The organism is Kitasatospora sp. NA04385 (assembly GCF_013364235.1).
Taxonomy (GTDB): Bacteria; Actinomycetota; Actinomycetes; order Streptomycetales; family Streptomycetaceae; genus Kitasatospora.
On sequence record NZ_CP054919.1, the window covers coordinates 2,308,550 to 2,330,829 of the forward strand.

General features: G+C 74.8%; 19 protein-coding genes, 1 other RNA gene and 1 pseudogene. 11 read left to right on the top strand and 10 right to left on the bottom strand.

Features of this window, described 5'->3' with window-relative positions; all coding sequences use genetic code 11:
* Nucleotides 1–62: 62 nt before the first annotated feature.
* Complete coding sequence (locus HUT16_RS10020) at nucleotides 63–761, bottom strand: bifunctional DNA primase/polymerase (protein ID WP_176187505.1); 699 nt, start codon at nucleotides 759–761, stop codon at nucleotides 63–65.
* 435 nt (nucleotides 762–1,196) lie between these two features.
* Between HUT16_RS10020 and HUT16_RS10025 the strand changes: the two genes are divergently transcribed.
* A complete protein-coding gene (locus HUT16_RS10025; RefSeq protein WP_033218298.1) occupies nucleotides 1,197–1,412 on the top strand; it encodes a hypothetical protein in 216 nt (71 codons plus the stop codon).
* 36 nt (nucleotides 1,413–1,448) lie between these two features.
* Here the strand turns inward: HUT16_RS10025 and HUT16_RS10030 are convergent, their stop codons facing one another.
* Complete coding sequence (locus HUT16_RS10030) at nucleotides 1,449–2,120, bottom strand: PadR family transcriptional regulator (protein ID WP_176187507.1); 672 nt, start codon at nucleotides 2,118–2,120, stop codon at nucleotides 1,449–1,451.
* A gap of 210 nt (nucleotides 2,121–2,330) precedes the next feature.
* Here HUT16_RS10030 and HUT16_RS10035 point away from each other — a divergent pair, with 210 nt between their 5' ends.
* The gene (locus tag HUT16_RS10035) at nucleotides 2,331–2,729 is read left to right on the top strand and encodes an ACT domain-containing protein (RefSeq protein WP_176187509.1); all 399 of its coding nucleotides are present in this window, start codon (nucleotides 2,331–2,333) and stop codon (nucleotides 2,727–2,729) included.
* 89 nt (nucleotides 2,730–2,818) lie between these two features.
* On the top strand, nucleotides 2,819–3,862 hold the full coding sequence (locus HUT16_RS10040; protein WP_254897737.1) for a serine hydrolase: 1,044 nt from the start codon (nucleotides 2,819–2,821) through the stop codon (nucleotides 3,860–3,862).
* A 324-nt stretch (nucleotides 3,863–4,186) separates the two neighbouring features.
* Here HUT16_RS10040 and HUT16_RS10045 read toward each other — a convergent pair whose 3' ends face one another.
* The gene (locus HUT16_RS10045; protein WP_176187511.1) at nucleotides 4,187–5,929 is read right to left on the bottom strand and encodes a SpoIIE family protein phosphatase; all 1,743 of its coding nucleotides are present in this window, start codon (nucleotides 5,927–5,929) and stop codon (nucleotides 4,187–4,189) included.
* A 214-nt stretch (nucleotides 5,930–6,143) separates the two neighbouring features.
* Between HUT16_RS10045 and HUT16_RS10050 the strand changes: the two genes are divergently transcribed.
* Nucleotides 6,144–6,590 (top strand): hypothetical protein, encoded by a 447-nt coding sequence (locus HUT16_RS10050; RefSeq protein WP_254897738.1) that lies wholly within the window; start codon nucleotides 6,144–6,146, stop codon nucleotides 6,588–6,590.
* A 124-nt stretch (nucleotides 6,591–6,714) separates the two neighbouring features.
* Here the strand turns inward: HUT16_RS10050 and HUT16_RS10055 are convergent, their stop codons facing one another.
* On the bottom strand, nucleotides 6,715–7,272 hold the full coding sequence (locus HUT16_RS10055; RefSeq protein ID WP_176187513.1) for a heme-binding protein: 558 nt from the start codon (nucleotides 7,270–7,272) through the stop codon (nucleotides 6,715–6,717).
* Nucleotides 7,273–7,575: 303 nt separating this feature from the next.
* On the opposite strand from HUT16_RS10055, the gene HUT16_RS10060 reads away from it, so the two are divergent.
* The 6 genes from HUT16_RS10060 (at nucleotide 7,576) to HUT16_RS10085 (ending at nucleotide 14,371) form a co-directional block, all read left to right on the top strand.
* A complete protein-coding gene (locus HUT16_RS10060; RefSeq protein ID WP_176192595.1) occupies nucleotides 7,576–8,775 on the top strand; it encodes a sensor histidine kinase in 1,200 nt (399 codons plus the stop codon).
* 128 nt (nucleotides 8,776–8,903) lie between these two features.
* Nucleotides 8,904–9,533 (top strand): response regulator transcription factor, encoded by a 630-nt coding sequence (locus tag HUT16_RS10065; protein WP_176187515.1) that lies wholly within the window; start codon nucleotides 8,904–8,906, stop codon nucleotides 9,531–9,533.
* A 363-nt stretch (nucleotides 9,534–9,896) separates the two neighbouring features.
* Nucleotides 9,897–10,823, top strand: coding sequence for a carbohydrate ABC transporter permease (locus HUT16_RS10070; RefSeq protein WP_176187517.1), 927 nt, complete (start codon nucleotides 9,897–9,899; stop codon nucleotides 10,821–10,823).
* Entirely contained in the window at nucleotides 10,820–11,740 is a 921-nt protein-coding gene (locus tag HUT16_RS10075) for a carbohydrate ABC transporter permease (protein WP_176187519.1), read from the top strand. The genes HUT16_RS10070 and HUT16_RS10075 overlap by 4 nt, the downstream gene beginning before the upstream one ends.
* A 131-nt stretch (nucleotides 11,741–11,871) precedes the next feature.
* On the top strand, nucleotides 11,872–13,260 hold the full coding sequence (locus HUT16_RS10080; RefSeq protein ID WP_217712047.1) for an ABC transporter substrate-binding protein: 1,389 nt from the start codon (nucleotides 11,872–11,874) through the stop codon (nucleotides 13,258–13,260).
* A gap of 142 nt (nucleotides 13,261–13,402) precedes the next feature.
* Entirely contained in the window at nucleotides 13,403–14,371 is a 969-nt protein-coding gene (locus HUT16_RS10085) for a hypothetical protein (RefSeq protein WP_176187523.1), read from the top strand.
* 254 nt (nucleotides 14,372–14,625) lie between these two features.
* Here HUT16_RS10085 and rnpB read toward each other — a convergent pair.
* The 3 genes and pseudogenes from rnpB to HUT16_RS10100 form a co-directional block, all read right to left on the bottom strand.
* Nucleotides 14,626–15,027: RNase P RNA component class A (rnpB, locus tag HUT16_RS10090), an RNA gene on the bottom strand.
* A 70-nt stretch (nucleotides 15,028–15,097) separates the two neighbouring features.
* On the bottom strand, nucleotides 15,098–16,561 hold the full coding sequence (locus HUT16_RS10095) for an MFS transporter (RefSeq protein WP_176187525.1): 1,464 nt from the start codon (nucleotides 16,559–16,561) through the stop codon (nucleotides 15,098–15,100).
* A gap of 39 nt (nucleotides 16,562–16,600) precedes the next feature.
* Nucleotides 16,601–18,054 (bottom strand): annotated as a pseudogene (locus HUT16_RS10100) (RNB domain-containing ribonuclease).
* Nucleotides 18,055–18,321: 267 nt separating this feature from the next.
* Between HUT16_RS10100 and yaaA the strand changes: the two are divergent.
* Nucleotides 18,322–19,119 (top strand): peroxide stress protein YaaA, encoded by a 798-nt coding sequence (gene yaaA, locus HUT16_RS10105; RefSeq protein ID WP_176187527.1) that lies wholly within the window; start codon nucleotides 18,322–18,324, stop codon nucleotides 19,117–19,119.
* A gap of 18 nt (nucleotides 19,120–19,137) precedes the next feature.
* Here yaaA and HUT16_RS10110 read toward each other — a convergent pair whose 3' ends face one another.
* From HUT16_RS10110 to HUT16_RS10120, 3 genes are read right to left on the bottom strand one after another with little or no spacing between them, the layout of a single operon-like run.
* Nucleotides 19,138–20,376, bottom strand: coding sequence for a bifunctional RNase H/acid phosphatase (locus HUT16_RS10110; RefSeq protein ID WP_176187529.1), 1,239 nt, complete (start codon nucleotides 20,374–20,376; stop codon nucleotides 19,138–19,140).
* A gap of 4 nt (nucleotides 20,377–20,380) precedes the next feature.
* Nucleotides 20,381–21,121, bottom strand: coding sequence for a zinc ribbon domain-containing protein (locus HUT16_RS10115; protein ID WP_176187531.1), 741 nt, complete (start codon nucleotides 21,119–21,121; stop codon nucleotides 20,381–20,383).
* 38 nt (nucleotides 21,122–21,159) lie between these two features.
* Nucleotides 21,160–21,996 carry a Nif3-like dinuclear metal center hexameric protein gene (locus HUT16_RS10120; protein WP_176187533.1) on the bottom strand — a complete coding sequence of 279 codons (837 nt, stop codon included), beginning with the start codon at nucleotides 21,994–21,996 and terminating at the stop codon, nucleotides 21,160–21,162.
* Between the last annotated feature and the right edge of the window lie 284 nt (nucleotides 21,997–22,280).

Sequence of the window (22,280 nt, forward strand, 5' to 3'; positions counted from 1 at the left end):
CCCCCGTACCGCGGGGCGGGTGGCGGGCCGCCGTATCGTTCCTGCGGGCTCCGGTGGCCGGTTCAGCCGATCAGCCACTGCTCCTGGGCCACCGCGCCGACCTCGGTGCAGGCGTCGGTCAGCACGTCCAGCACCCGCAGCGGGTCCGGCAGCGGGCGCTCGGGGCCGCGCAGCCAGCGCACCTCGGAGCCGTCCGGCAGCGCGGCCGGCGGGACGAGGGTGTACGAGCCGCGGCAGTGCCAGCGCAGGCCGGGGTGCTCGGAGACGGTGTCGGGGGTGGAGTCCAGCGCGCTGGTCCACCACTCGTCCTCGTCCTGCGGGGTGCCGCGGGTCGCGGTGAAGAACAGGTACCGGTCGCCGCCGACCGCGGCCACCGGGCCGACCGCGCCGAGCGCCTCCAGCCGCTCCAGGGCCAGCACGCCGGCCTCGGCCGGCACGTCCAGCACGTCGTGCGCGCGGCCGGTCGCGGTGACGAAGTTCGCCTCCGGGTCCCGGGAGAGCCAGCGCTCCAACTGCTCGGCGTCGGTGGTGGCCTGGGACTGCCAGGCGAAGGACAGCGGGTGCTGGGCCGGGGCCGGACAGCCGACCCGGTCGCACGAGCACCGGTGCCCGGCCGGGTGCGCCGCGGGCGCCACCGGGAACCCCGCCCTGGCCGCCCCCAGCAGCAGATCCAGCCTCGCGGCCGCGTCCCCTCCGCCGGCCTCCCGGCGTTCCCGCCGCTCCCGCCGCCACCAGGAGGTCCACCTGCCGCTGGCTTCCATCTGGCCCCTTCCGCACGCACCTGCCTGAGCTGCCGTGCCAGGTACGGCACGGCCACCGACGCAACAACCGACGCCAACGCACGGAGCGACTCGCTGCTTCCCGAGGGGCACCGCGCGCGGGGGCGTCCTGCCGCCGACCGGCGCCGGGGTCTCCGGGCCGCCGACGTCCGGGGTCGGGTACGGAGTACGAGAGTCGTGCTCGGCGGGCGGGCGCACCGCGGCGCGCCCCACCCGACCCGTACGGGCCCGCGGACCCGGGTGAACCCCGGGGGCGTACGTAGCAGGATAAGGCTCCCGGAGGGCTCCGGATGACCGGGGGCGGTGCCGTCCCCGTCACACCCGCTCCACACCCCCGTACACCCGCTCCACACCCCCGTCCCGGAACGGACACACCCGCCCGCTCCGGACCCGCCGCGCCGCGCCTACCCTGGACGGGTGAAGAGCGCCGACACCGAGTTCGTCGGGGGACCGCTGGACGGACGGGTCCTGCCGGTCCTGCTGGGCATGACGCACAGCGTCCCCAAGGTCTACCGGGTGCCCGTCCCCGCGCACGGGGACACCCCGGCGACCACCCTGGTCTACCGCCGCGCCAAGGAGTACGACGCCAAGGGGCGCTACCGCTGGCGCTACGAGTACGACGCCGGGGCCTGAGGCACCGGGGCCCGACCGCCGCGCCCCCGCGGGGGCTCAGGCCTCCTCGGCCAGGATCAGGTACAGCTTCTTCTTCGCCTCGGCCAGCACCGCGAGGCCCTTGGCGCGCTGCTCCTCGGAGCCGGTCATCATGACCTGCCGCACCGCATGGTCCACCGCCGCGAGCGCGGCGCCGACCTCCTGCACGGCCTCCCAGTCGTCCCGCCGGCCGGCCTCGTCCCACGGGGACGCCCCGGCCTGCTCGGCCTCGGCCCGGCCCTGCGCGGTCAGTTCGAACAGCTTCTTGCCGGACTCCTCGTTGGCCTTGATCAGCCCCTCCTCCTCCAGCATCTGGAGCGTGGGGTAGACCGACCCGGGGCTGGGCCGCCAGACCCCGCCGGTGCGCTCACCGATCTCGGTGATCATCTCGTACCCGTGCATCGGGCGCTCCAGCAGCAGGGCGAGCAGCGAGGCCCGCACGTCCCCCCGCCTGGCCCGTCCGCCGCGCCGGCCGCCGTGCCCGCGCGGGCCGTGCCCGCCGAACCCCCGGCCGCCCGGACCGAACCCGGGGCCGAACGGCGGCCCCGGCCGCCCCGGCGCCCCGAACGGCCCGAACGCCGGCCGTCCGCCGAAACCGCCGCCGTCCCCGTCCCCGGGCACGCCCGGTCGACCCGGACCCCCGGCCCAGCGACGCCGGCCTTCTCCGTCAAAACGCTTGTCGTACCGCATGACGACCACCTGTCTTCCAAGAGGAATGGACGCTCCGCTTACCGAAGCATCTCGATACCTCGACGATATATCGCTAACTATCGGAAGGCAACCCCGTTCCGATGACCCGCCCACCGTCGGGGCCGCACCGCTTCCCCGGGCGGGGCGCCGCTTCCGCGGGCGGGGCGCCGCTTCCGCGGGCGGGGCGCCGGGACGCACTACCGTGGCGGCATGGCAGGCGAACGCGACCTCGACAGGCTGCTCTCCGGGATGCACCCCGTCCGCAACCCGGGCCGGTACGTGTACTGCACCCTCCCCGGGCGGCTGCCCGCCGGGCTGCGGCCGGTGGTCACCGTGGCCGAGCCCGAGGGCGTCACCTTCGTGGTCGCGCAGGAGGAGGCCGACTCGCTCGGGCTGCCGTACTCGTACGTCGCCGCCTGGCTGACCCTGCGGGTGCACTCGGCGCTGGAGGCGGTCGGGCTGACCGCCGCCGTGTCCGGCGCGCTCGCCGAGCAGGGGATCGGCTGCAACGTGGTGGCCGGCTTCCACCACGACCACCTGTTCGTCCCCGCGCACGAGGCGGACCGGGCCGTCGAGGCGCTCAACGCACTGGCGGCGTCCCGCTCCTGAGCCCGCGTCGGCCCGGCACTCTGGCCCCCGGGGCCCAGCGCGGGCGACAATCCGGGGGAAGGCACCGCCGGCCGGAGGAGAGGGGCACCGTGTCCGCCGATCCGCAGCAGCCCGCCGCCGAATGGATCCCCGCCACCGCCGCCGCACTGGGCCGGGAACTCGGGGCGGCGGTGGACGGCGGGCAGTTCCCGGGCGGGGTCCTGGTGGTCGGCCAGACCGGGGCCGGGCGGGCGGTGGTCGGCCGCGGGCTGGTCGCCCCCGAGTGCGGCGGGGCCCGGCCCGACGAGCACACCCGCTACGACCTGGCCTCGCTCACCAAGGTGCTCGCCACCTGGCCGCTGGTCGGCGCCGCCGTCCGCGCCGGGCTCCTCGACCTGGACGCCCCGCTGCGCGCCGCCTTCCCCGGACTCCCCTCCCCCGGCGGCGAGTTGACCACGGGCCAGCTGCTGAGCCACACCTCGGGGCTGCTCCCGCAGACCGGCCTGGCCCGCTACCAGCACACCGGGCGGCCGCTCGCCGAGCACCTGTGCGCCGAGCCGCTGGTCTCCGCGCCCGGCGCGCACCATCGGTACGTCGACCGCGGGTTCATCCTGCTCGGCCTGCTGCTGCCCGAACTGCTGGGCCGCCCGCTGCCCCTGCTCGCCGGCGAACTCTGGCGCGGCCTCGGCCTGGACGCCACCGCGTACGGCCCGCTGCCGCGCGACGCGCACCTGGCCCCGACCGAGCAGCGGCTGCGCGGCGCGCCCCGCACCTGGGGCATCCCGCACGACCCGAGCGCGGCCCTGCTCGGCGGGGTGGCCGGGCACGCCGGGGTGTTCTCCTCCGCCGCGGACCTCGCCTCCTTCGCCGAGCACCTGCTCGGCGCGGACGGGCCGCTGCCCGAATGGTTCGCGCTGAGCCGCCGCCCGCGCGCCGCCGTCGAACCCGGCCTGCACCGCGGCCTGGCCTGGATCGTCACCGCGGACGGCGCGGTGGCCTACCACCACGGTTTCACCGGCACCAGCCTGTACCTCGCCCCGCGCACCGGCCGCTTCGTGGTGCTGTGCAGCAACGCCGTCTACCACGGCTGGGACCGCACCCGGCTGGCCGGGCTGCGCGGCCTGGCCCTGCGCTCGCTGCTACCCGGGAACTGAGACCGCACCGACCGGCCCGAACGCCGGGGGGGCGGGGGCGCGGCGGCCGGGCGGCTCAGGGCACGCGGCGGCCGGGCGGGACAGGGCAGGCCCGGGTGCGGCGGCCGGGCGGATCGGAGCCTGGCGGCCGGGCGGGGCCGAGCGAAACCGAGCAGGCCAGGACCCGGCGGCCGGGCGGGACAAGGCGTAGCAGCCGGTCAGGCCAGGGCATGGCGGCCGGGCGGGACCGAGCGAAACCGAGCGGGCCAGGACGCGGCGGCCGGGCGCGTCGGGGCGCGGCGGCCAGTCAGGCCAAGGCGTGGCGGCCGGGCGGGGCCGAGCCGGTCAGGGTGTGTTCCAGCGGCCGCCGGTCAGCACGGTGAGCACCTCCCCGGGGCCGCGGCGGCCCGGGCGTGGGGCGGCCCGGGCGGCGAGCAGCGCGATGTCGTCCTCGGCGGGGGCGGGGGCCCGGGCCAGGACGGCGTCCAGCAGGCGGGCCGGGTCCGCTCCGGCGGGCAGGCGGCGGGCGGTGAACCGGGCCAGCGAGCGGTCGATGTCCTCGTCGCGGCGCTCGACCAGGCCGTCGGTGTACATCAGCAGGGTGCGGCCGGGCGGGAGGACGGCGGTGGTCCGGACGTAGCCGTTCAGGCCGGTGCCGAGCGGGGGCCCGGGCTCGACCGGGAGCAGGGCCGCCTCCCCGCCGGGGCCGACCACGACGGGCGGCAGGTGGCCGGCGCTGGCCAGCGCGTACCGGCCGCGGGCGGGTTCGGCGTAGACCACCAGGCAGGTGGAGGGCCGGTAGTCGTGGACCTCGCAGGCCAGGTGGTCGAGCCGGGTCAGCAGCCGGTCCGCGGTGGGTTCGAGCAGGGCCATGGCGCGCAGCATCGCCTGGTAGTGGCTCATGTGGGTGGCGGCCTCGATGCCGTGGCCCATCACGTCGCCGATGGCCAGCACGGTGCGGCCGTCGGGCAGCGCCACCGTCTCGTACCAGTCGCCGCCGACCAGGGCGCCGGTGCCGGCCGGACGGTAGCGGAAGGCGACGTCGAGGTCGGGGTGCGGGCGGCCGGGTTCGGCGAGCATGGCGCGCTGCAGGTCGACCGCGACGGCGTGCTCGCGGCTGTAGCGGCCGGCGTTGTCGAGCGTGATCGCGGTGCGTCCGGCCAGGTCCTGGGCGGCGACGGCGTCGTCCTCGGTGAAGCCCGGGGAGGCGCCGGCCCGCATCAGCGTGACGGTGCCGATCCGGTGCCCGCGGGCGGTGAGCGGCACGATCATGCCGGAGTGGATGCCGATCTCCCGGTAGCGGGCGACGCGTTCGGCGTTGGGGGCGGAGCGGGCCAGCGCGGCGTCGTCGAGCAGGTTCTCGATGACCGGGCGGCCGCTGTCCAGGCAGCGCGGGATCGCGGAGCCGGGCTGGTAGTCGACGTGCTCGCCGCGGTCGCCGAGCCCGCGGACCCCGGGCAGCAGGGCGGGGTCGGCGGCCAGTGCGGCGCGGTGCAGTCGGCGGCCGCCGTCGGGGCGGGGGCGGGCGTGCCGGCTGTCGGGGGGCGGGAGGAGTTCGACGGTGGCGGCGTCGGCGAGGTGCTCGACCAGGAAGTCGGCGAGCTCGCCGCAGGTGGTGTCGACGTCGAGGGTGGTGCCGACCTGGGTGGCCGCGGCGTCCAGCAGGGCGAGCCGGGACCTGGCCTGTTCGAGCTCGTGCTGCTGCTCGCGGGAGGCGGTGACCTCCAGGACGATGCCGACCAGGCCGAGCGGGCGGCCGTCCTCGGCGTCGATCCGGTGGTAGGCGCCGTGCCAGTAGCGGCGGCGCAGCGGGGAGGCGGCCCGGGTGTGGCCGCTGGAGGTGACCTCGCGGACCCTGCCGTCGGCGAGGACGGCGCGCAGCACCTCCTCCCGGGCGTCGATGTCGGGGAGGAGTTCGGCGATGGTGCGGCCGAGGTGCAGGTCGGCGGGGACGCCGTTCATCCCGGCCAGGGCGGGGTTGACGTAGCGGTAGCGCAGGCCGGTGTCGAGGACCGCGACGCCGGCGGCGGTGCCGTCCAGGACCTGGCGCAGCGGCGGGGGCAGGGCGCTCCAGAGCTCGTCGGCCATGGCTGGCGCACCTCCTCGCCGGGGTGCTCGGGCACCGTGGACCCGGCACTGTGACCAGTAAACACAGCGGCGCGGATCGGGGCGATCCGGTGCCGGGCGGGCTCGGCGGGCCGGAGCGGGGCGGCCGCGTTCACCCGGATGGAGTCGCCCGAATGCCCCGGGGCGGGCGGTGCCGGAGGGTCGACCCAAGACCTGCTTCGGCCTAGGAGGTTCCATGAGCTCGTCCGTTGGTCCCAGCGCGACACCCCCGCCCGCCGGTTCGCGCACCGGTGCCGCCAGGCCCCCGCAGAACAAGGGCTGGGTCTCCGGGTTGGTGCTGTTCGCCGGTGTGATGATGCTGGTGGGCGGCCTCCTGGAGGTGTTCCGCGGCATCATGGCGATCGCCGAGGACGACGTGTTCGTCACCACGCCCCGGTACGTCTTCAGGTTCGATCTGACCTCCTGGGGCTGGATCCACCTGGTGCTCGGCGCACTGATCGCGGTGGTCGGCTTCTTCGTGATCAAGGGGGCGGCCTGGGCCCGAATCGTCGGTATCTTCCTGGTCTCGCTCGGGCTGATCGGGAACTTCCTGGACCTGCCGTACTACCCGCTGTGGTCCCTGGTGATCGTCGCGCTGGACGTCTTCGTGATCTGGGCGCTGGCGGTCTACCAGGAGGACTGAGCGGCCGGTGCACCACCGGCCGGGCGCACCGGAGGCCCCGCGGGCCCGCTCGTCGTCGAGCGGGCCCGCGGGCTGTGCGCCGCCCGGGTGCGGGGGTCGGCCGGGCGGCGTCACCCGGGGAGGGTCACTTGTCGAGCGCCGCGACGCCGGCCTGGGCGAACTGCTCGTCCTGGTCCGCGCTCGGGGCGCCGGCCACGCCGATGCCCGCGATCGGGGCGCCCTTGGCCTGGACCGGGGCGCCGCCGCCCAGGAACAGGGTGCCGGGGATGTCCTTCAGGTTCGGGGCCTGGGCGAGGCGCTTGACCAGCTCGGAGGTCGGCGCGTTCCAGGACACCGCGGTGTAGGCCTTGCGCTCGGCCGACTCGAAGGACTGCGGGCCGGCGCCGTCGCCGCGCAGCTCGACGACCACGTTGCCGTTGCGGTCGACCACGGCGACCGAGATCTTCTGGCCGGCCTTGGCGGCGGCGTCCAGGCTGGCCCGGGCGGCCTTGGTGGCGGCCTCGACCGTCAGGTGGGTGGACTGGAAGGTGTTCTTGTTCTGGACGTCGGAGTTGACCGCGGCGGCCGGGGCCGCGTTCGGGGTCTCGGCGTTGGCGGAGACGGCGCCGACGACGCCGGCACCGACCACGGCGGCCGCGACCGCACCGGTGGCGACGCGGGTGCGGGTGCTCAGCTTCTTCATTTTCGGCTCCTGTATCGGGGTCGTGGGTCTCGGTTCGGCGCCGGATCGCGGTGCGCTCCGGCCTCGGAATCCATGTTTCGCCCCGGCACCCCCTCCCCGGATCGGCGGACCGGCTCGCTCCGCGGAGCATGATGGACGACATCCGTGTCAACCGATCGGTGGATGTGCGGGCGGCCGCCCCGGTCCACCATCGCTATGACGGGTGTGACGCAGGGTGATCCTCCGTGATCGAGCGTCACGCCGCGTCGCCCCGCCGGGAGCCCGGCGGGAGCCGGATGGAAGAGCGCGAAGGAGGCCGCCGTGATGCGTCAACCCCTGTCCCGGGCCATCGACCCGGACGCGGGCTGGCTCACCGTCGTGATGCGGTTGGCCTTCCTGCTGCTGCTCGGCACCTCGCTGGCCAGGTACCTGGCGCACCACCTGTACAGCCCGCTGACGCCCTGGGTGGCGGCGCTGAGCCTGGCGCTGGCCGTGGGCCACCTGTCGGGGCTGTCGGAGCGGCGGCCGGCCTGGCTGACGGCGGTGCTGGCGAGCTGGGCGGTGCTGGTGCTGATGGCGCCGAGCTTCGCCTGGTGCGCCGTCCCGCTGGTGTACACGGTGCTCCGGGCGCTGCCGCCGCGGGCCGCGATCCCGCTGGTGACGGCGCTGACGGTGCTGGTGGTGGTGTCCGAACTGCGGCTGCCGGGCGGCTTCGACCCGACGATGCTGCTGCTGCCGCCGGCCGTCGCCGCGCTGGCCACCGCGGTGTTCCTGTACATGCAGCGGCAGGGCGCCCGGCAGCGGAAGCTGATCGTCGACCTGATCCGCACCCGGCGGGAGCTGGCCGCGGTGGAGCGCCGACAGGGCGCGCTGGCCGAGCGGGAGCGGCTGTCGGTGGAGATCCACGACACGCTGGCCCAGGGCCTGTCCAGCCAGCAGATGCTGCTCCAGGCCGCGGAGCGGACGTGGCGGCAGGATCCGGCGGCCGCCCTGGGCCACGTCCGGACGGCCGCCTCGATCGCCGCGCGGAACCTCGCGGAGGCCCGCCGCTTCGTCCACGACCTCGCCCCGGCCGACCTGGCGGAGCGGGGCACCCTGGAGGCCGCCCTGGAGGCGCTGGCCGACCGGGAGGCCGCCGAGAGCGGCCTGGCGGTCCGCTTCCACCTGGACGGGCCGCCGATACCGATGCCGGCCGCCGCGCAGTCCGCCCTGCTGCGGATCGCGCAGGGCGCGCTGGCGAACACCAGGGAGCACGCCCGGGCCGCGCACGCCTCGATCACGCTCTCCTACCTGGGCGACCAGGCGGTGCTGGACGTCGCGGACGACGGCCGCGGCTTCACCCCGGGCCGGTCCGGCCGGGGCGAGCGCGGCGAGCACGGCGAGCGGGCGGGCGGCGGGAGTCGCGGGCACGGGCTCCCGGCGATGCGGGCCCGGCTGCGCCAGCTCGGCGGCACGCTCACCATCGAGTCCGCGCCGGGCGAGGGCACGGTGGTCTCCGCGGCCATCCCGCTGGCGGGCCGCTGAACCGCGCCCCGGGCACCGGCCCGGGCGACCTCGGCGCCGGTGGGGTCGGGGCAGGTGGAGCCGCCGGTGGAGTCGGCGCCGCCGACGGCAACACGAGCACGAGACGCGAGACGCGAGAGGAGCTGTCGATGAACGACACCGTCCGGCTGGTCATCTGCGACGACCACGCCATGGTCCGGGCCGGGCTGCTGGCCCTGCTGTCCAGCGATCCGGCGATCGAGGTGGTCGGCGAGGCCAGCACCGGGGAGGAGGCCGTCTCGCTGGCCGCCGCCCTCCGGCCGGACGTGGTCCTGATGGACCTCCAGCTCGGCCCGGGCATCGACGGGGTGGAGGCCACCCGGCGGATCCTCGCCGACGCCGGTCGCAGCCACGTCCTGGTGCTGACCACCTTCGACACCGACACCGACATCAGCCGGGCGATCAACGCGGGCGCGACCGGCTACCTGCTGAAGGCGGAGAAGCCGGAGGAACTGTTCGCCGCGATCCGCGCCGCGGCGGCGGGCCGACCCGCGCTGTCGCCGCCGGTCGCCTCCCGGGTGATGGCGCAGATGCGCTCCCCGCTGCCCCAACTCACCGACCGCGAGCAGGACATCCTCGACCAGCTGGGCCAGGGGCTCGGCAACCGGGAGATCGCCCGGGCGCTGTTCATCAGCGAGGCGACGGTGAAGACCCACCTCGGCCGGATCTACGCCAAGCTCGGCGTGGACACCCGCTCCGGCGCGGTGGCCATCGCCAAGGAGCGCCGACTGCTGCGCTGACGACTTCCCCGCACCTCCCACCGCTCCTTGACAACCGCACAGCCACGGACGACACCGAACGGCCACCGGCCGGGCACCGGACGGCCACCGGGCCCGCGCCGACCGGGCACCGGACCCGCGCCGAACCGATACGGACACTCCCGATCCGGCCCCAACGGGCGTCCTCCGTACGGGACCTGACGAAACGACGGCTTCCGGGAGGTGCAGAAGTGGCGGGAGAGGGGTAGCCACACGGGGCCCTCCGCTTCTGACGCGAACGCGTAAGAAAGGCGCCACCCCTCGCTCACCTCCCCCTCGCCGGCCTGTCGTTCGGGCGCGACACGGTTTGGCCGGAACCGACGTCACGAAAGGCGGACGCGCACCATGCCGACCGCACCACCCCCGCCCGCACCGCCCCCGCCCGCGCGCCCGCGCCGCCTCGGGGAACACGGGCTCGCCTGGGCGTTCCTGCTCCCCTCGGTCGTCGTCTTCGCCCTGTTCACCGCCTATCCGCTCGGGCGCACCCTGTACCTCAGCGCGCACGCCAACGACCTGTTCGGCGCACCCTCGCGGTACGTCGGGGCGAAGCACTACACCGACCTGCTGGCCTCCGCCGAGTTCCGCGACACCCTGCTCACCACCGCCCTGTTCGTGCTGCTCACGGTCGTCCCCGGGGTGCTCGGGGCGCTGGCCGTGGTGCTGCTGCTGGAGGGCCGGATCCGCGGCGTCCGGCTGCTGCGCTCGGCCTTCGCGCTGCCGTTCGCCTTCTCGGTGGCCAGCGCCTCGGTGGTCTTCTCGGTCTTCTACAACCCGGCGAGCGGGGTGCTCAACGGGCTGCTCTCGCAGTTCCACCTGGGCCCGGTCGGCTGGCTCACCGACACGCGGTACGCGCTGCTCTCGGTCGCCGCGTCCACGGTCTGGATGAACCTCGGCTACAACGTGCTGGTGCTGTCCGCGGGCATCGGCTCGATCCCCGACGAGATCACCGAGGCCGCCCGGCTGGACGGCGCCTCGGGGCTGCGGCTGGCCCGCTCGATCACGGTGCCGCTGCTCGGGCCCAGCCTGTTCTTCCTGACCGTGGTCTCCACCGTGAACGCGCTGCAGAGCTTCGGCCAGATCCACATCCTCACCCGGGGCGGCCCGGACGGCTCGACCCGCACCCTGGTCTACTCCGTCTACCAGAAGGCCTTCGCCTACGGCTCCAGCGACTTCGGCACCGCCAGCGCGCAGGCCGTGGTGCTGCTGGTCGTCGTCCTGGCCTGCACCGCCGTCCAGTTCGGCGTCCTGGAGCGGAAGGTGCACTACGCATGACGACCACCCTCGCCGAATCCGAACCCGGCCCCGGCACCGGCCCCGACGCGCCCCCGCCCGCCGCCCCGGCCCGCACCGCCCGCCGCCCCCGCCGGGGCCCGCGCGGCACGCTCGCCACCGCCGCGGTGTACCTGCTGCTGCTCGCGGCCGTGCTGACGGTGCTCTTCCCGGTCTACTACGTGTTCGCCGGGGCGTTCATGCGCCCGGACGAGATCGCCGACTACCCGCCCGCGCTGGTGCCGCACTCGCTCACCGGCCGGAACTTCTCCGGCGCCGTGCACGCGGTGCCGCTGGTCCGCCAGTACGCCAACTCGGTGCTGGTGGCGGGCGTGATCACCGCGGCGCAGCTGTTCACCTCGGTGCTGGCCGCGTACGCCTTCGTCTTCCTGCCGCTGCGGGCCCGCCGGGTGGTGTTCGGGCTGTTCCTGGCCACCCTGATGGTGCCGTGGGAGTCCGTGGTCATCCCCAACTACCTGACGCTGTCCGGCTGGGGGCTGGGCAACACGTACGTCGGGCTGGTGCTGCCGTTCCTGGCCTCCGCGTTCGGGACGTTCCTGCTGCGGCAGTCGTTCCGGCAGTTCCCGGCCGAACTGCGGGACGCCGCCCGGATCGACGGGGCGGGCCACTGGCGGTTCCTGTGGCGGATCCTGGTGCCGCTGAACCGGCCGGTGCTGGCGGCGCTCGCCGTCTACGTGTTCCTGTCCGCCTGGAACCAGTACTTCTGGCCGTTGATCATCACCCGCACCGCGGAGATGCAGACCCTGCAGATCGGCCTGTCCACGCTGCGCGACTCGGAGATGGCCGACCCCGGCCTGATCCTGGCCGGCGTGGTGCTGTCGCTGCTGCCCACCCTGGTGCTGGTGCTGTTCGGCCAGCGCTTCATCGTCCGCGGCCTGACCACCGGCGCCGTCCGCTGACCGACCGGCCACCGCCTACCGGCCACCGTCCACCGGCACAACTTCCGTGTCGGCGAAGTCTCCTGACGCGCCGTCGCCCCATGTTCCCGCTCGCCTCTCCCGGTACCCGCCCTCGCAGAAGAGAGAAGCCCGTGAAGAAGAGTGCCCGCGCGCTCGCCGCCCTGCTGGTGTCCGGCCTGGCCCTGACGGCCTGTAGTTCCGGCGGTTCCGGCGGCAGTTCCTCCGGGGACGCCGCCGCGCCCGCCGCCTCCGCCCTCGACCAGGCGTCCGGGGTGACCACCGTCGAGTTCTGGCACTCGATGACGGGCAAGAACGCCGAGGCGCTGACCGCCCTGGTGAACCAGTTCAACAGCGCGCACCAGGGGAAGATCGAGGTGAAGCCGGTCTTCCAGGGCTCCTACGACGACCTGGTCGCCAAGTACAAGGCGTCCGTGCAGCAGAAGGCCACCCCGGCGCTGGTGCAGGTCTACGACATCGGCACCCGCTTCATGATCGACTCCAAGCAGACCGTCCCGGCCCAGGCCTTCGCCGACCGGGACGGCTACTCGCTGGACGACCTGCAGCCCAACATCCGCAACTACTACTCGGTCGACGGCAAGCTCGCCTCGATGCCGTTCAACTCCTCGGTGCCGCTGCTCTACCTGAACACCGACGCCTTCCGGGAGGCCGGCCTCGACCCGGCCCGGCCGCCCGCCACGCTGGCCGAACTCGGCGACCTGGCCAAGAAGCTGACCAAGAAGGACGGCGGCGGGCAGACCGTCAGGTACGGCTTCGGCGCGGCCGTCTACGGCTGGTTCGTCGAGGAGCTGCTGGCCGAGTCCGGCTCGCTCTACTGCGACAGCGGCAACGGCCGCACCGGCAAGGCCGCCAAGGTCTCCTTCGACACCGCCAAGGGCGCCGAGATCGTCCAGTGGTGGGCCGACCTGGTCAAGGGCGGCTACGCGGCCAACACCGGCCGCCAGACCACCGACGCCCAGGCCGCGTTCAAGGCCGGCACGGTGGCCATGCACCTGGAGTCCACCGGCGTGCTGCGCGGCTACACCGAGGCCGCCAAGTTCACCGTCGGCACCGCCCCGTTCCCGAAGACCGCCGCCGACGACCAGGGCGGCCCGGTCATCGGCGGCGCCTCGCTGTGGATCTCCGGGCCGGGCCACTCGGACGCCCAGAAGCGGGCCTCCTGGGAGTTCGAGAAGTTCCTCTCCGCCCCCGAGCAGCAGGCCGCCTGGCACACCGGCACCGGCTACTTCCCGGTCAACACCAAGGCCCTGGACGTCGCCGCCGACAAGCAGTGGGTCGCCACGTACCCCCAGTTCCAGACCGCCATCGACCAGTTGGCCGCCACCAAGCCCACCCCCGCCACGGCCGGCTGCCTGCTCGGCGTGATGCCGCAGGCCCGCAAGGGCGTGGAGACCGCGATCGAGCAGACCGTCTCCGGCTCCAAGACCGCCCAACAGGCCCTGGCCGACGCCGCGAAGGAGCTCCAGCCCGCCATCGACGGCTACAACTCCTCGGTCGGCTGACCGGTGGCGGACGCGCGATCGTTTGATGACGTACTGTCAGAATTTTTGTGCGTACCCGCCCCTCCTGTTCGACTGTCCTCGCAAGGGTGTATTAATTCTCCGCTGGATCATCGCGACCCAGTTATCCTTTGGAGGGGGAGAAATGCGTAACAGCATGTTCAAGCGTGCCGCCGCGCTGCTCATCGGCGCCGGCGCCATCGCCGCGGTCACCATACCCACGGCTTCTGCCGCCCCGGCGCCGGTCCTCGGCACCACGCCCGCACCCATCGTGCACACCATGCCGAAGGCCAAGGCCGCCAAGGCGAACAAGTCGGCGAAGTCCGCCGCCGCACCCCAGGCCGCGCAGGCCGATGAGACCTACGCCCAGCTGAGCCCGGGGCAGAGCCTGCTGTCCGGCGGCTCCCTCACCGTCGGCGACACCACCCTGGTGATGCAGGCCGACGGCAACCTGGTGCTCTACTTGAACGCCAACAACGGCAACCACATCCAGGTCCTGTGGAGCACCGGCACCTGGGGCAACAGCGGCGCCTACGCGATCATGCAGACGGACGGCAACTTCGTCGTCTACAAGCAGGGCGGCGGCTCGACCACCGGCGGCGCCCTGTGGAGCACCGGCACCTGGGGCAAGCCGAACTCCGTGTTCCTCCTGGTGGACGGCGCCCTGATGCTCGGCGACCTGACCCAGCCGGAGCCGTTCTGGCACAACGACAGCGGCTTCGTCCTGGCCAAGGTCAACGGCGAGTACGTCGACCAGCCGGCCGACAACCTCCAGGGCAAGCAGGCCCTCGGCGGGAACAACTGGCTGGAGTCCACCAAGACCATTCTGATCCAGCAGGCCGACGGCAACCTGGTGCTCTACCGCAAGAGCGACGGCGGTGCCATCTGGGCGAGCAACACCTACAACCACCCGGGTGCGCTGGCGGTCATGACCGAGAACGGCATCTTCGGCGTGGCCAGCCCGAACGCGACGTACTGGCTGGCCACCACCACGGCCAACTACGGCGCGTACGTGAAGGTCCAGGAGGACGGCAACGTCGTGCTCTACAAGCAGGGCGGCGGCCCGACCACCGGCGGCGCCGTGTGGGCCAGCAACACCTGGGGCCGTTCCTGACCCCACCGGGCACCGGGTCACCGGCGCCTGGAGCGGACGGAAAACCGCAGTGAAGCATAGGTGGGGAGCGGCCGTCCGCGGCCGCTCCCCACGGCGTTGCCGAGTTCTCCCCCGACGGGCCGGCCCCGTCGGGGGGATGATTCCGGGCGGCGACTTCCGTATCGCCCACGATCGACCTCGGGAAAGCGCGCCGGGAAAGGGACGGAAACGGCCCGGACGCGGTTGCGCGTCCGGGCCGTTCGAGGCGGAGGCGGCGGACGAGTCGGCCTGTACGCCGGGTTCTGTCTCCCGGGCCGCTCGCGCGGCCGGGGGAGGCGGCCATCCATCTAGGGCTGCCGTTGCCGACAGCCTCGTGCGGTCTACCCGCGAGCTCGGGCGAGCAGCCCTCGAACACCCGCGCACGGTGCCCGGGGGCACCGATCTTGACCTTGCTCCGAGTGGGGTTTACCGAGCCGGCCGAGTCACCTCGGTCGCTGGTGGTCTCTTACACCACCGTTTCACCCTTACCTGCCGCCGGAGCGGCAGGCGGTCTGCTTTCTGTGGCACTGTCCCGCGGGTCACCCCGGGTGGGCGTTACCCACCACCCTGCTCTGTGGAGCCCGGACGTTCCTCGGCGAGCCCCCGAAGGGACCCGACGCGACCGCCCGGCCGGCTCGTCCGCCGTACTGGTCATCGTAGCCGCTCGGCGGAGTGCTCCCGCACGCCGCCCGCCGGAGGGCCGGTCGGTCAGCGGGCCTGCCCGGCGGGGTCCGGCCGGACGCCCCGGGGCTGCTGGTCGAAGCGGGCGGCGACCCGGGCCGCGGTGGCGGTGGCCCAGGGGGTGGTGGTGAGCAGGCCGAGGAGCAGGACGGTCAGGCCCAGGCCGGTGATGATCCACCAGCCGGCGTGGGTGGCGGGGGTGAAGCCGCCGGCCGAGACGACCGCGCTGGTGACCACGGTGCCGATCACCGCGACGCCCAGCGACTGGCCGACCTGGCGGCTGGTGGAGGCGACCGCGGCGGCCACCCCGGCCTGGGACAGCGGCATGCCGGAGACCGCGGAGTTGGTGATCGGGGCGTTGACCAGGCCGAAGCCGACGCCGAACAGGGCGTACGCGGGCAGCAGCAGGAGCGCGGAGGAGTCGTCGGTCAGCCGGGTCAGCAGCAGTCCGCTGGCCGCGATCGCCGCGCCGGCCACCAGCAGCGGCAGGCGCGGGCCGCGGCCGGCCACGATCCGGCCGGACAGCGGGGCGGCGAGCAGAGTGAGGCCGGCCATCGGGAGCGTCCACAGGCCGGCCACCACCGGGGTGTAGTGCCGGACCTCCTGGAGGTAGAGGGTGTTGAGGAAGAGGAAGCCGCCGAGCGCCGCGAACGCGCACACCGCGGTGACGGTGGCGCCGGCGAACGGGGCGCTGCGGAAGAACCGGGGGTCGATCAGCGGCTCGGCGACCCGCCGCTCCCACAGCGGGAAGGCGACCAGCGCGGCGACCGCGAGCACGGCCAGGACGAGGATGCCGGGCGAGGTCCAGCCGTGGCCGGGACCCTCGATGATCGCGGCGGTGCCGCAGCCCAGCAGCACCAGCATCAGCAACTGCCCGACCGGGTCGAGCCGGCGGGCCCGGGGCGCCCGGGACTCCGGGACGTACCGGTGGGTCAGCAGGCAGGCGGCCAGGCCGACCGGCACGTTGATCAGGAAGATCGACGGCCAGCCCGCGGTGTCCACCAGGAAGCCGCCGATCAGCGGGCCCAGCGCCATGCTGATGCCGACCACGCCGCCCCAGACGCCGATCGCCCGGGCCCGTTCCTTCGGGTCGGTGAAGGTGTTGGTGATGATCGACATCGCCACCGGGTTCATCATCGAGCCGCCGACCGCCTGCACCGCGCGGAAGCCGATCAGCCAGCCGAGCCCGGGGGCGAGGCTGCACAGCAGCGAGCCGAGCACGAACAGCACCAGCCCGGTCATGAAGACCCGCTTGCGGCCGATCCGGTCGGCCACCGAGCCGGAGAGCATCAGCAGCGAGGCCAGCACCAGGGTGTAGGCGTCGATCACCCACTGCAGGCCGGAGGCGGGCGCGTCCAGGTCCGTGCGGATCGAGGGCAGCGCGATGTTCACGACGGTGTTGTCCAGGCCGACGATGAACAGGCTGAGGCAGCAGATGGCCAGGATCAGCAGCCTGTGACGGCGGTCCGGCGCGGTGATCGATCGGCTCATCATCCGATCATCCCACCATCTCATGAACGAATCCTGGGACTACCCGGCGGCCGCCAGCGCGAACCGGACGGTGCGGGTGGCCGGATCGGCCAGGGTCAGCCGGACGGTGACCCGATGGCCCAGCGGCAGCCGGTCGGGGGCGTCGCACTTGGCGACCACCGCCGGGTCGCGCAGCTGCACCGTGCCCACGGTGGGACGGCGCTCGTCCACGTCGACCACCACCGCCTCGAACTCCTCGCCCTCCCGGCCGCGCAGCAGCTCGGTCTCCACCAGGTCCACGCAGGCCCGCTCCACCTCGTGGGCCCGCCGGTCGCCCGACTCCATCAGCCCCGGCACCAGCGGCAGGGCGTCCCGCACCCAGCCCGGCACGTCGGTGCCGCCCGCCACCGCCGCGCAGATCTCCAGCGCGTACCGGTCGCCGAGCCGGCGCAGCGGCGCGGTGCAGTGCGCGTACGGGGCGGCCAGCGCGGCGTGGCCCGGGTCGGCGGGGGGGCGGTGCCGCGGGCGGTGTCGAAGGCCCGGTACCCGGCGCCGCGCAGCAGGCCGGTGCACTCGCTGAGGAAGGCGGCGTCGGCGGTGCGGCCCGGGTCCAGCGAGCGGATCAGCGCCGGGTAGGGCAGCTCCGGCGGCCAGTGCACGCCGAGCGCGGCGGCGGTGCGGCGCAGCCTGGCGTACGCGGACTCGGGGGCGGCCGGCAGGGTGCGCAGCAGGCCGGTCCCGGCGTCCAGCATCAGCTCGGCGGCGGCCATCCCGGTCAGCAGCGAGACCTGCGCGTTCCAGCCCTCCGCGGGGCGCGGCGCCCGGTAGCCGAGCCGGTAGCCGCCGTCCTCGGCGCTCACCTCCTGCTCGGGCACGGGCAGGCTGACGCCGCCGCGCTCCCGCTCCTGCGCCTCGCGCAGGGCGCCGATCTCCGCGAGCAGGGCCAGCTGCTCGTCGGCCCGGCCCGCGTCGATCCGGGTCTGGACGCCCGCGTAGTCGAGCCGGCGCCGGGAGCGGACCCGGGCCCGGCGCAGGTCGGCCAGCACCAGGGCGCCGTCCGCGTCCAGGTCGAGCTGCCAGAGCAGGGCAGGCCGCAGCTCCCCGGGCAGCAGGCTGGCCGCCCCCTCGGAGAGCCGGGCCGGGTGCAGCGGCACGTTCCCGTCCGGGAAGTACAGCGTCTGCACCCGGTGCGCGGCCTCGGTGTCGACCGCCCCGCCCGGCGTGACGTACGCGCCGACGTCGGCGATCGCGTAGTGCACCCGGTAGCCGGTGCCCCGGCGCGACAGCTGCATCGCCTGGTCGAGGTCCCGGGAGTCCGGCGGATCGAGGGTGAACAGGTCCAGGTCGGTGGCGTCGAACTCCGGCAGCCGGGGCAGCGCGGCGGCCCGGTCGGCCTCCGCGAGCACCTCCGGCGACCAGTCGGTGCGGATCTCCAGTCGGGTCCTGAGGTCGGCGAGCTCGGTGTTGATCCTGGCGGTCTGGGCGGCCCGGACGCTGAGGTGTCGGCGCGGCATGGTCGCAGCGTAAGCGGCGGTGGCGTGGAAGGCGCGCTGAAACAGCCCTGAAGGCGGTTGTGGCGTACGGGGATTGACCGTGCGGAGGGGCCCGGCAACGACGCCGCCGCGTCCGCGCTCTCCGCTCCCCGCCCGCCACCAGCCGGACCCCGCCCGGGCCCGCGCTCCGCGCTCCCCCGGGCGGGTGGGCCGGGATTCGGGGGGTGGGCGGCGAGGTCGTTAGGGTGGTCGGGTTCGGGTGCCACAGGTTGTTGAAGGGGTGTTGTCGTGCTGGTTCTGCTGCCGCCGTCGGAGGGGAAGGCCGCGCCGGAGGCGGGGGCGCCGGTCGAACTGGCGGGGCTGTCGCTGCCGGGGCTGGCCGGGGCGCGGCGGCGGGTGCTCGACGCGCTGGTGGAGCTGTGCGCCGGGGACGCGGAGCGGGCGGCCGGGGTGCTGGGGCTGAGCGCGGGGCTGCGCGGGGAGGTGGCCAAGAACGCCGGTCTGCCGACGGCGGGGGCCCGTCCGGCGGGCGAGGTGTACACCGGGGTGCTGTTCGACAACCTGGGCCTGGCCAAGCTGGACGAGGCGGCGTACGCCCGGGCGGAGCGTTCGCTGCTGGTGTTCTCGGGGCTGTGGGGCGCGGTGCGGATCGGTGACCGGATCCCGCCGTACCGCTGCTCGATGGGCGTGAAGCTGCCGCCGCTGGGCGCGCTGGGCGCGTACTGGCGGGGCGAGCTGGCCGCGGTGCTGCCGGAGGTCGCGGACGGCCTGGTGCTGGACCTGCGCAGTGCGGCGTACGCGGCGGCGTGGAAGCCCGCGGGGGAGGTCGCGGGCCGGACGGTGACGGTGCGGGTGCTGCAGGAGCGCGAGGTGGACGGGGTGCTGAAGCGCTCGGTGGTGTCGCACTTCAACAAGGCGACCAAGGGCCGGCTGGTGCGCGACCTGCTCACGGCGGGCCTGGAGCCGGCCGTACCCGGTGAACTGGTGGACGCGCTGGAGCAGTTGGGCCACCGGGTGGAGGTCTCGGCGCGCGGCACCGACCGCAAGCCGTGGCAGTTGGACGTCGTGGTGACCGACGTCCACTGAGCGGCGGCCCGCGGCGCCTCAGCGCAGGTGCGAGGTGTCGTTGAGCAGCCGCAGCGAGGCGTTGCCGTCGCTGTAGTACTGCACGGCGCACAGCGAGGCCGCGGAGAGTTCCATCCGGTGCACGGCGTCCGGCGGGGCGCCGAGGGCGAGCCGGACCAGGCTCTTGATCGGGCTGACGTGGGAGACCACCAGGACGGTCTGCCCGGGGTGGCGGGCGATGATCCGGTCGCGGGCCCGGGCCACCCGCTGGGCCAGGGTGGTGAGGGACTCGGCGCTGCCGGTGGGCCTGGCCCTGGCCGAGCCGAGCCAGGTGGTGAGGTCGTCGGGGTGGCGTTCCATCACCTCGGCGAAGGTGAGCCCCTCCCAGGCGCCGAAGTCGAGTTCGCGCAGGTCCTCCTCGATCCGCACCTCCAGGCCGAGCCGGCGGGCGGTGGCCTCGGCGGTCTGCCGGGTGCGCAGCATCGGGGAGGCCACCACGGCCTGCACGGTGCCGCGGGCAGCCAGGGCCTCGGCGGCGCGGTCGGCCTGCCAGCGGCCCTTCTCGGAGAGGCCGGGGTCGCTGCCGGTGCCGCCGGAGAAGCGCTTGAGCGGGGTGAGCGGGGTCTCGCCGTGCCGCAGCAGGACCAGGGTGGTGGGGGTGCCGAGGTCGGCGGGCGCGGCCCAACCCGCCCTGGGGGCGGACGCAGCGGACGCGGCCGACGCGGCGGGCAGCGGTTCGTCGGCCGCGCCGGACACGACGGGCCCGGGCACGCCGGACCCGGATACGGCGGGCCCGGACACGGCGGACCCGGACGCGGCGGGCCCGGACGCGGCGGCCCGGGGGGCGGGCTCCCACTGGCGGCCGAGTCGCCCCGCGTCCATCGCCTCGTTGGCGAGCCGGTCGGCGGCCTTGTTGCGCTCGCGCGGGATCCACCCGTACGTGACCTGCCCGGCGGGGAGGACGGCGCGGGCCTCGGCGGCCAGCGGCCGCATGTCGGGGTGCTTGACCTGCCAGCGCCCGGACATCTGCTCGACGACCAGCTTGGAGTCCATCCGGACCTCGACCCGGGCGTCCGGGTCGAGGTCGCGGGCGGCCCGCAGCCCGGCGATCAGGCCCCGGTACTCGGCGACGTTGTTGGTGGCGTGGCCGATGTACTCGGCGGCCTCGACCAGGACCTGCCCGGTGTCGGCGTCGCGGACCACCGCGCCGTAGCCGGCCGGCCCCGGGTTGCCCCGGGAGCCGCCGTCGGCCTCGACGACGTACCTGGCGCCCGCCACCGGGTCAGACGCCCGACTCGCCGGTGCGGACCAGGATGCGGCCGCAGTTCTCGCAGCGCAGCACCTTGTCGGCGGGCTCGGCCTTGATCGCGTTGAACTCGGTGATCGAGAACTCGGTGCGGCAGCCCTCGCAGCGGCGCTGGTAGAGGCGGGCCGCGCCGACGCCGCCCTGCTGCTCGCGCAGGCGCAGGTAGCTCTTCATCAGGTCGGCGGGGATCACGTTGGCGACGGCCTCGCGGTCGCGGCGGGCCTTCTCGACCTCGCCGTCGATCTCGGCGAACTTGGCGTCCCGGCGGCCCTCGGCCTCGGCGACGACCACGGAGGAGTGCTCCAGGCGGGCGGTGAGCTCGACCACCCGGGTCTGGGCGGACTCCAGGCGCTCCATCACCTCCAGGACGATGTCCTCCAGGTCGCCCTGGCGCTTGGCCAGCGAGGTGTTCTCGTGCTGGAGGTTCTCCAGGTCCTTGGGCGAGACCGCACCGGAGTCCATCCGCTGCTGGTTGCGGGCGGCCCGGGTGCGGACCTGCTCGACGTCGGCCTCGGCCTTGGCCTGCTCGCGGGTGGTGTCGCCGAGCTGGGCCTGGGCGGCGACGACCAGGTCCTTGAGGGCGTTGTGGTCGGCGGTGGCCTTGTCGATCTCGGCGTGCTCGGGCAGGGTGCGGCGCCGGTGGGCCAGCTGGTCGAGGCGGGAGTCGAAGGCCTGCAGGTCGAGCAGGCGGATCTGGTCGGCGGGCGCGGCGTTCACGCGGCAGGGCTCCTGTTGAGTTGGTTCGGCGGGAAGGTTCAGAGGGCGTACGGCATCGGCGCGTGCGCCGTCCACGGGTCGGTGACCCGGGTGGAGACGCGGGTCTCCAGCGGCCAGCCGCGGCTGTCGGCGCGGCCGGTGAGCTCGCGGGCGGCCAGGGTGAGCCAGGGCCACTCGGTGGCCCAGTGCGCGGCGTCGACCAGGGCGACCGGGGCCGCCTCGACGGCCTCGGAGACCGGGTGGTGCCGCAGGTCGGCGGTGACGTACGCGTCCACGCCGGCCTTGCGGGCCTCGGCCAGGAAGGAGTCGCCGGAGCCGCCGCAGACCGCGACCCGGCGGACGAGCCGCTCCGGGTCGCCGGCGGCGCGCACGCCCGCGGCGGTGGCGGGCAGCCCGGCGGCGACCTGCGCCGCGAACGCGGCCAGGGTCAGCGGCTGCGGGAGCTCGCCGATCCGGCCGCTGCCCCGGCGGCCCGCCGGGTCGGTCGGGTCGGCCACCAGCGGTCCGGTGACCTTCAGCCCGACGGCCTCGGCCAGCGCGTCCGAGACCCCGGGGGCGGCGTGGTCGGCGTTGGTGTGCGCGACGTGCAGCGCGATGTCGTGCTTGATCAGGGTGTGCACCACCCGGCCCTTGAAGCCGGTGGCGGCGACGGTGGTGGTGCCGCGCAGGTAGAGGGGGTGGTGGGTGACCAGCAGGTCGGCGCCCCACTCGACGGCCTCGTCCACCACGGCCCGGACGGGGTCGACGGCGAACAGCACCCGGCGCACCTCCGCCCCGGGGTCGCCGCAGACCAGGCCCACCGCGTCCCAGGACTCCGCCCACTGCGGGGGGTAGACCTCTTCGAGCACGGCGATGACGTCGGATAGTTTCGGCACCTGTCGAGACTACCGCGTGCCGGGGCCGGGGCCGGTCGCGCTCCCGGCGTGCGGACCGGGCCCGGCCGTCGTACACCTGCGCGTCAACCCGGTGGGGGCGGTGGGCGGGCGGCTCCGGCGGCGCTCCGGCGGGCCCGCGGGGCGGAACCGGCCGGTGGCCGCGCGGGGCGCCCTGGTCACACCGGCCGGGGCGAACGCATTCGAAAACGAAACCCGATCACCCTTACGGGTGAAGTGACCCGGCCGGTGTTGAGTCACACCCGCCCCGAAAGTAACTTCTAGTC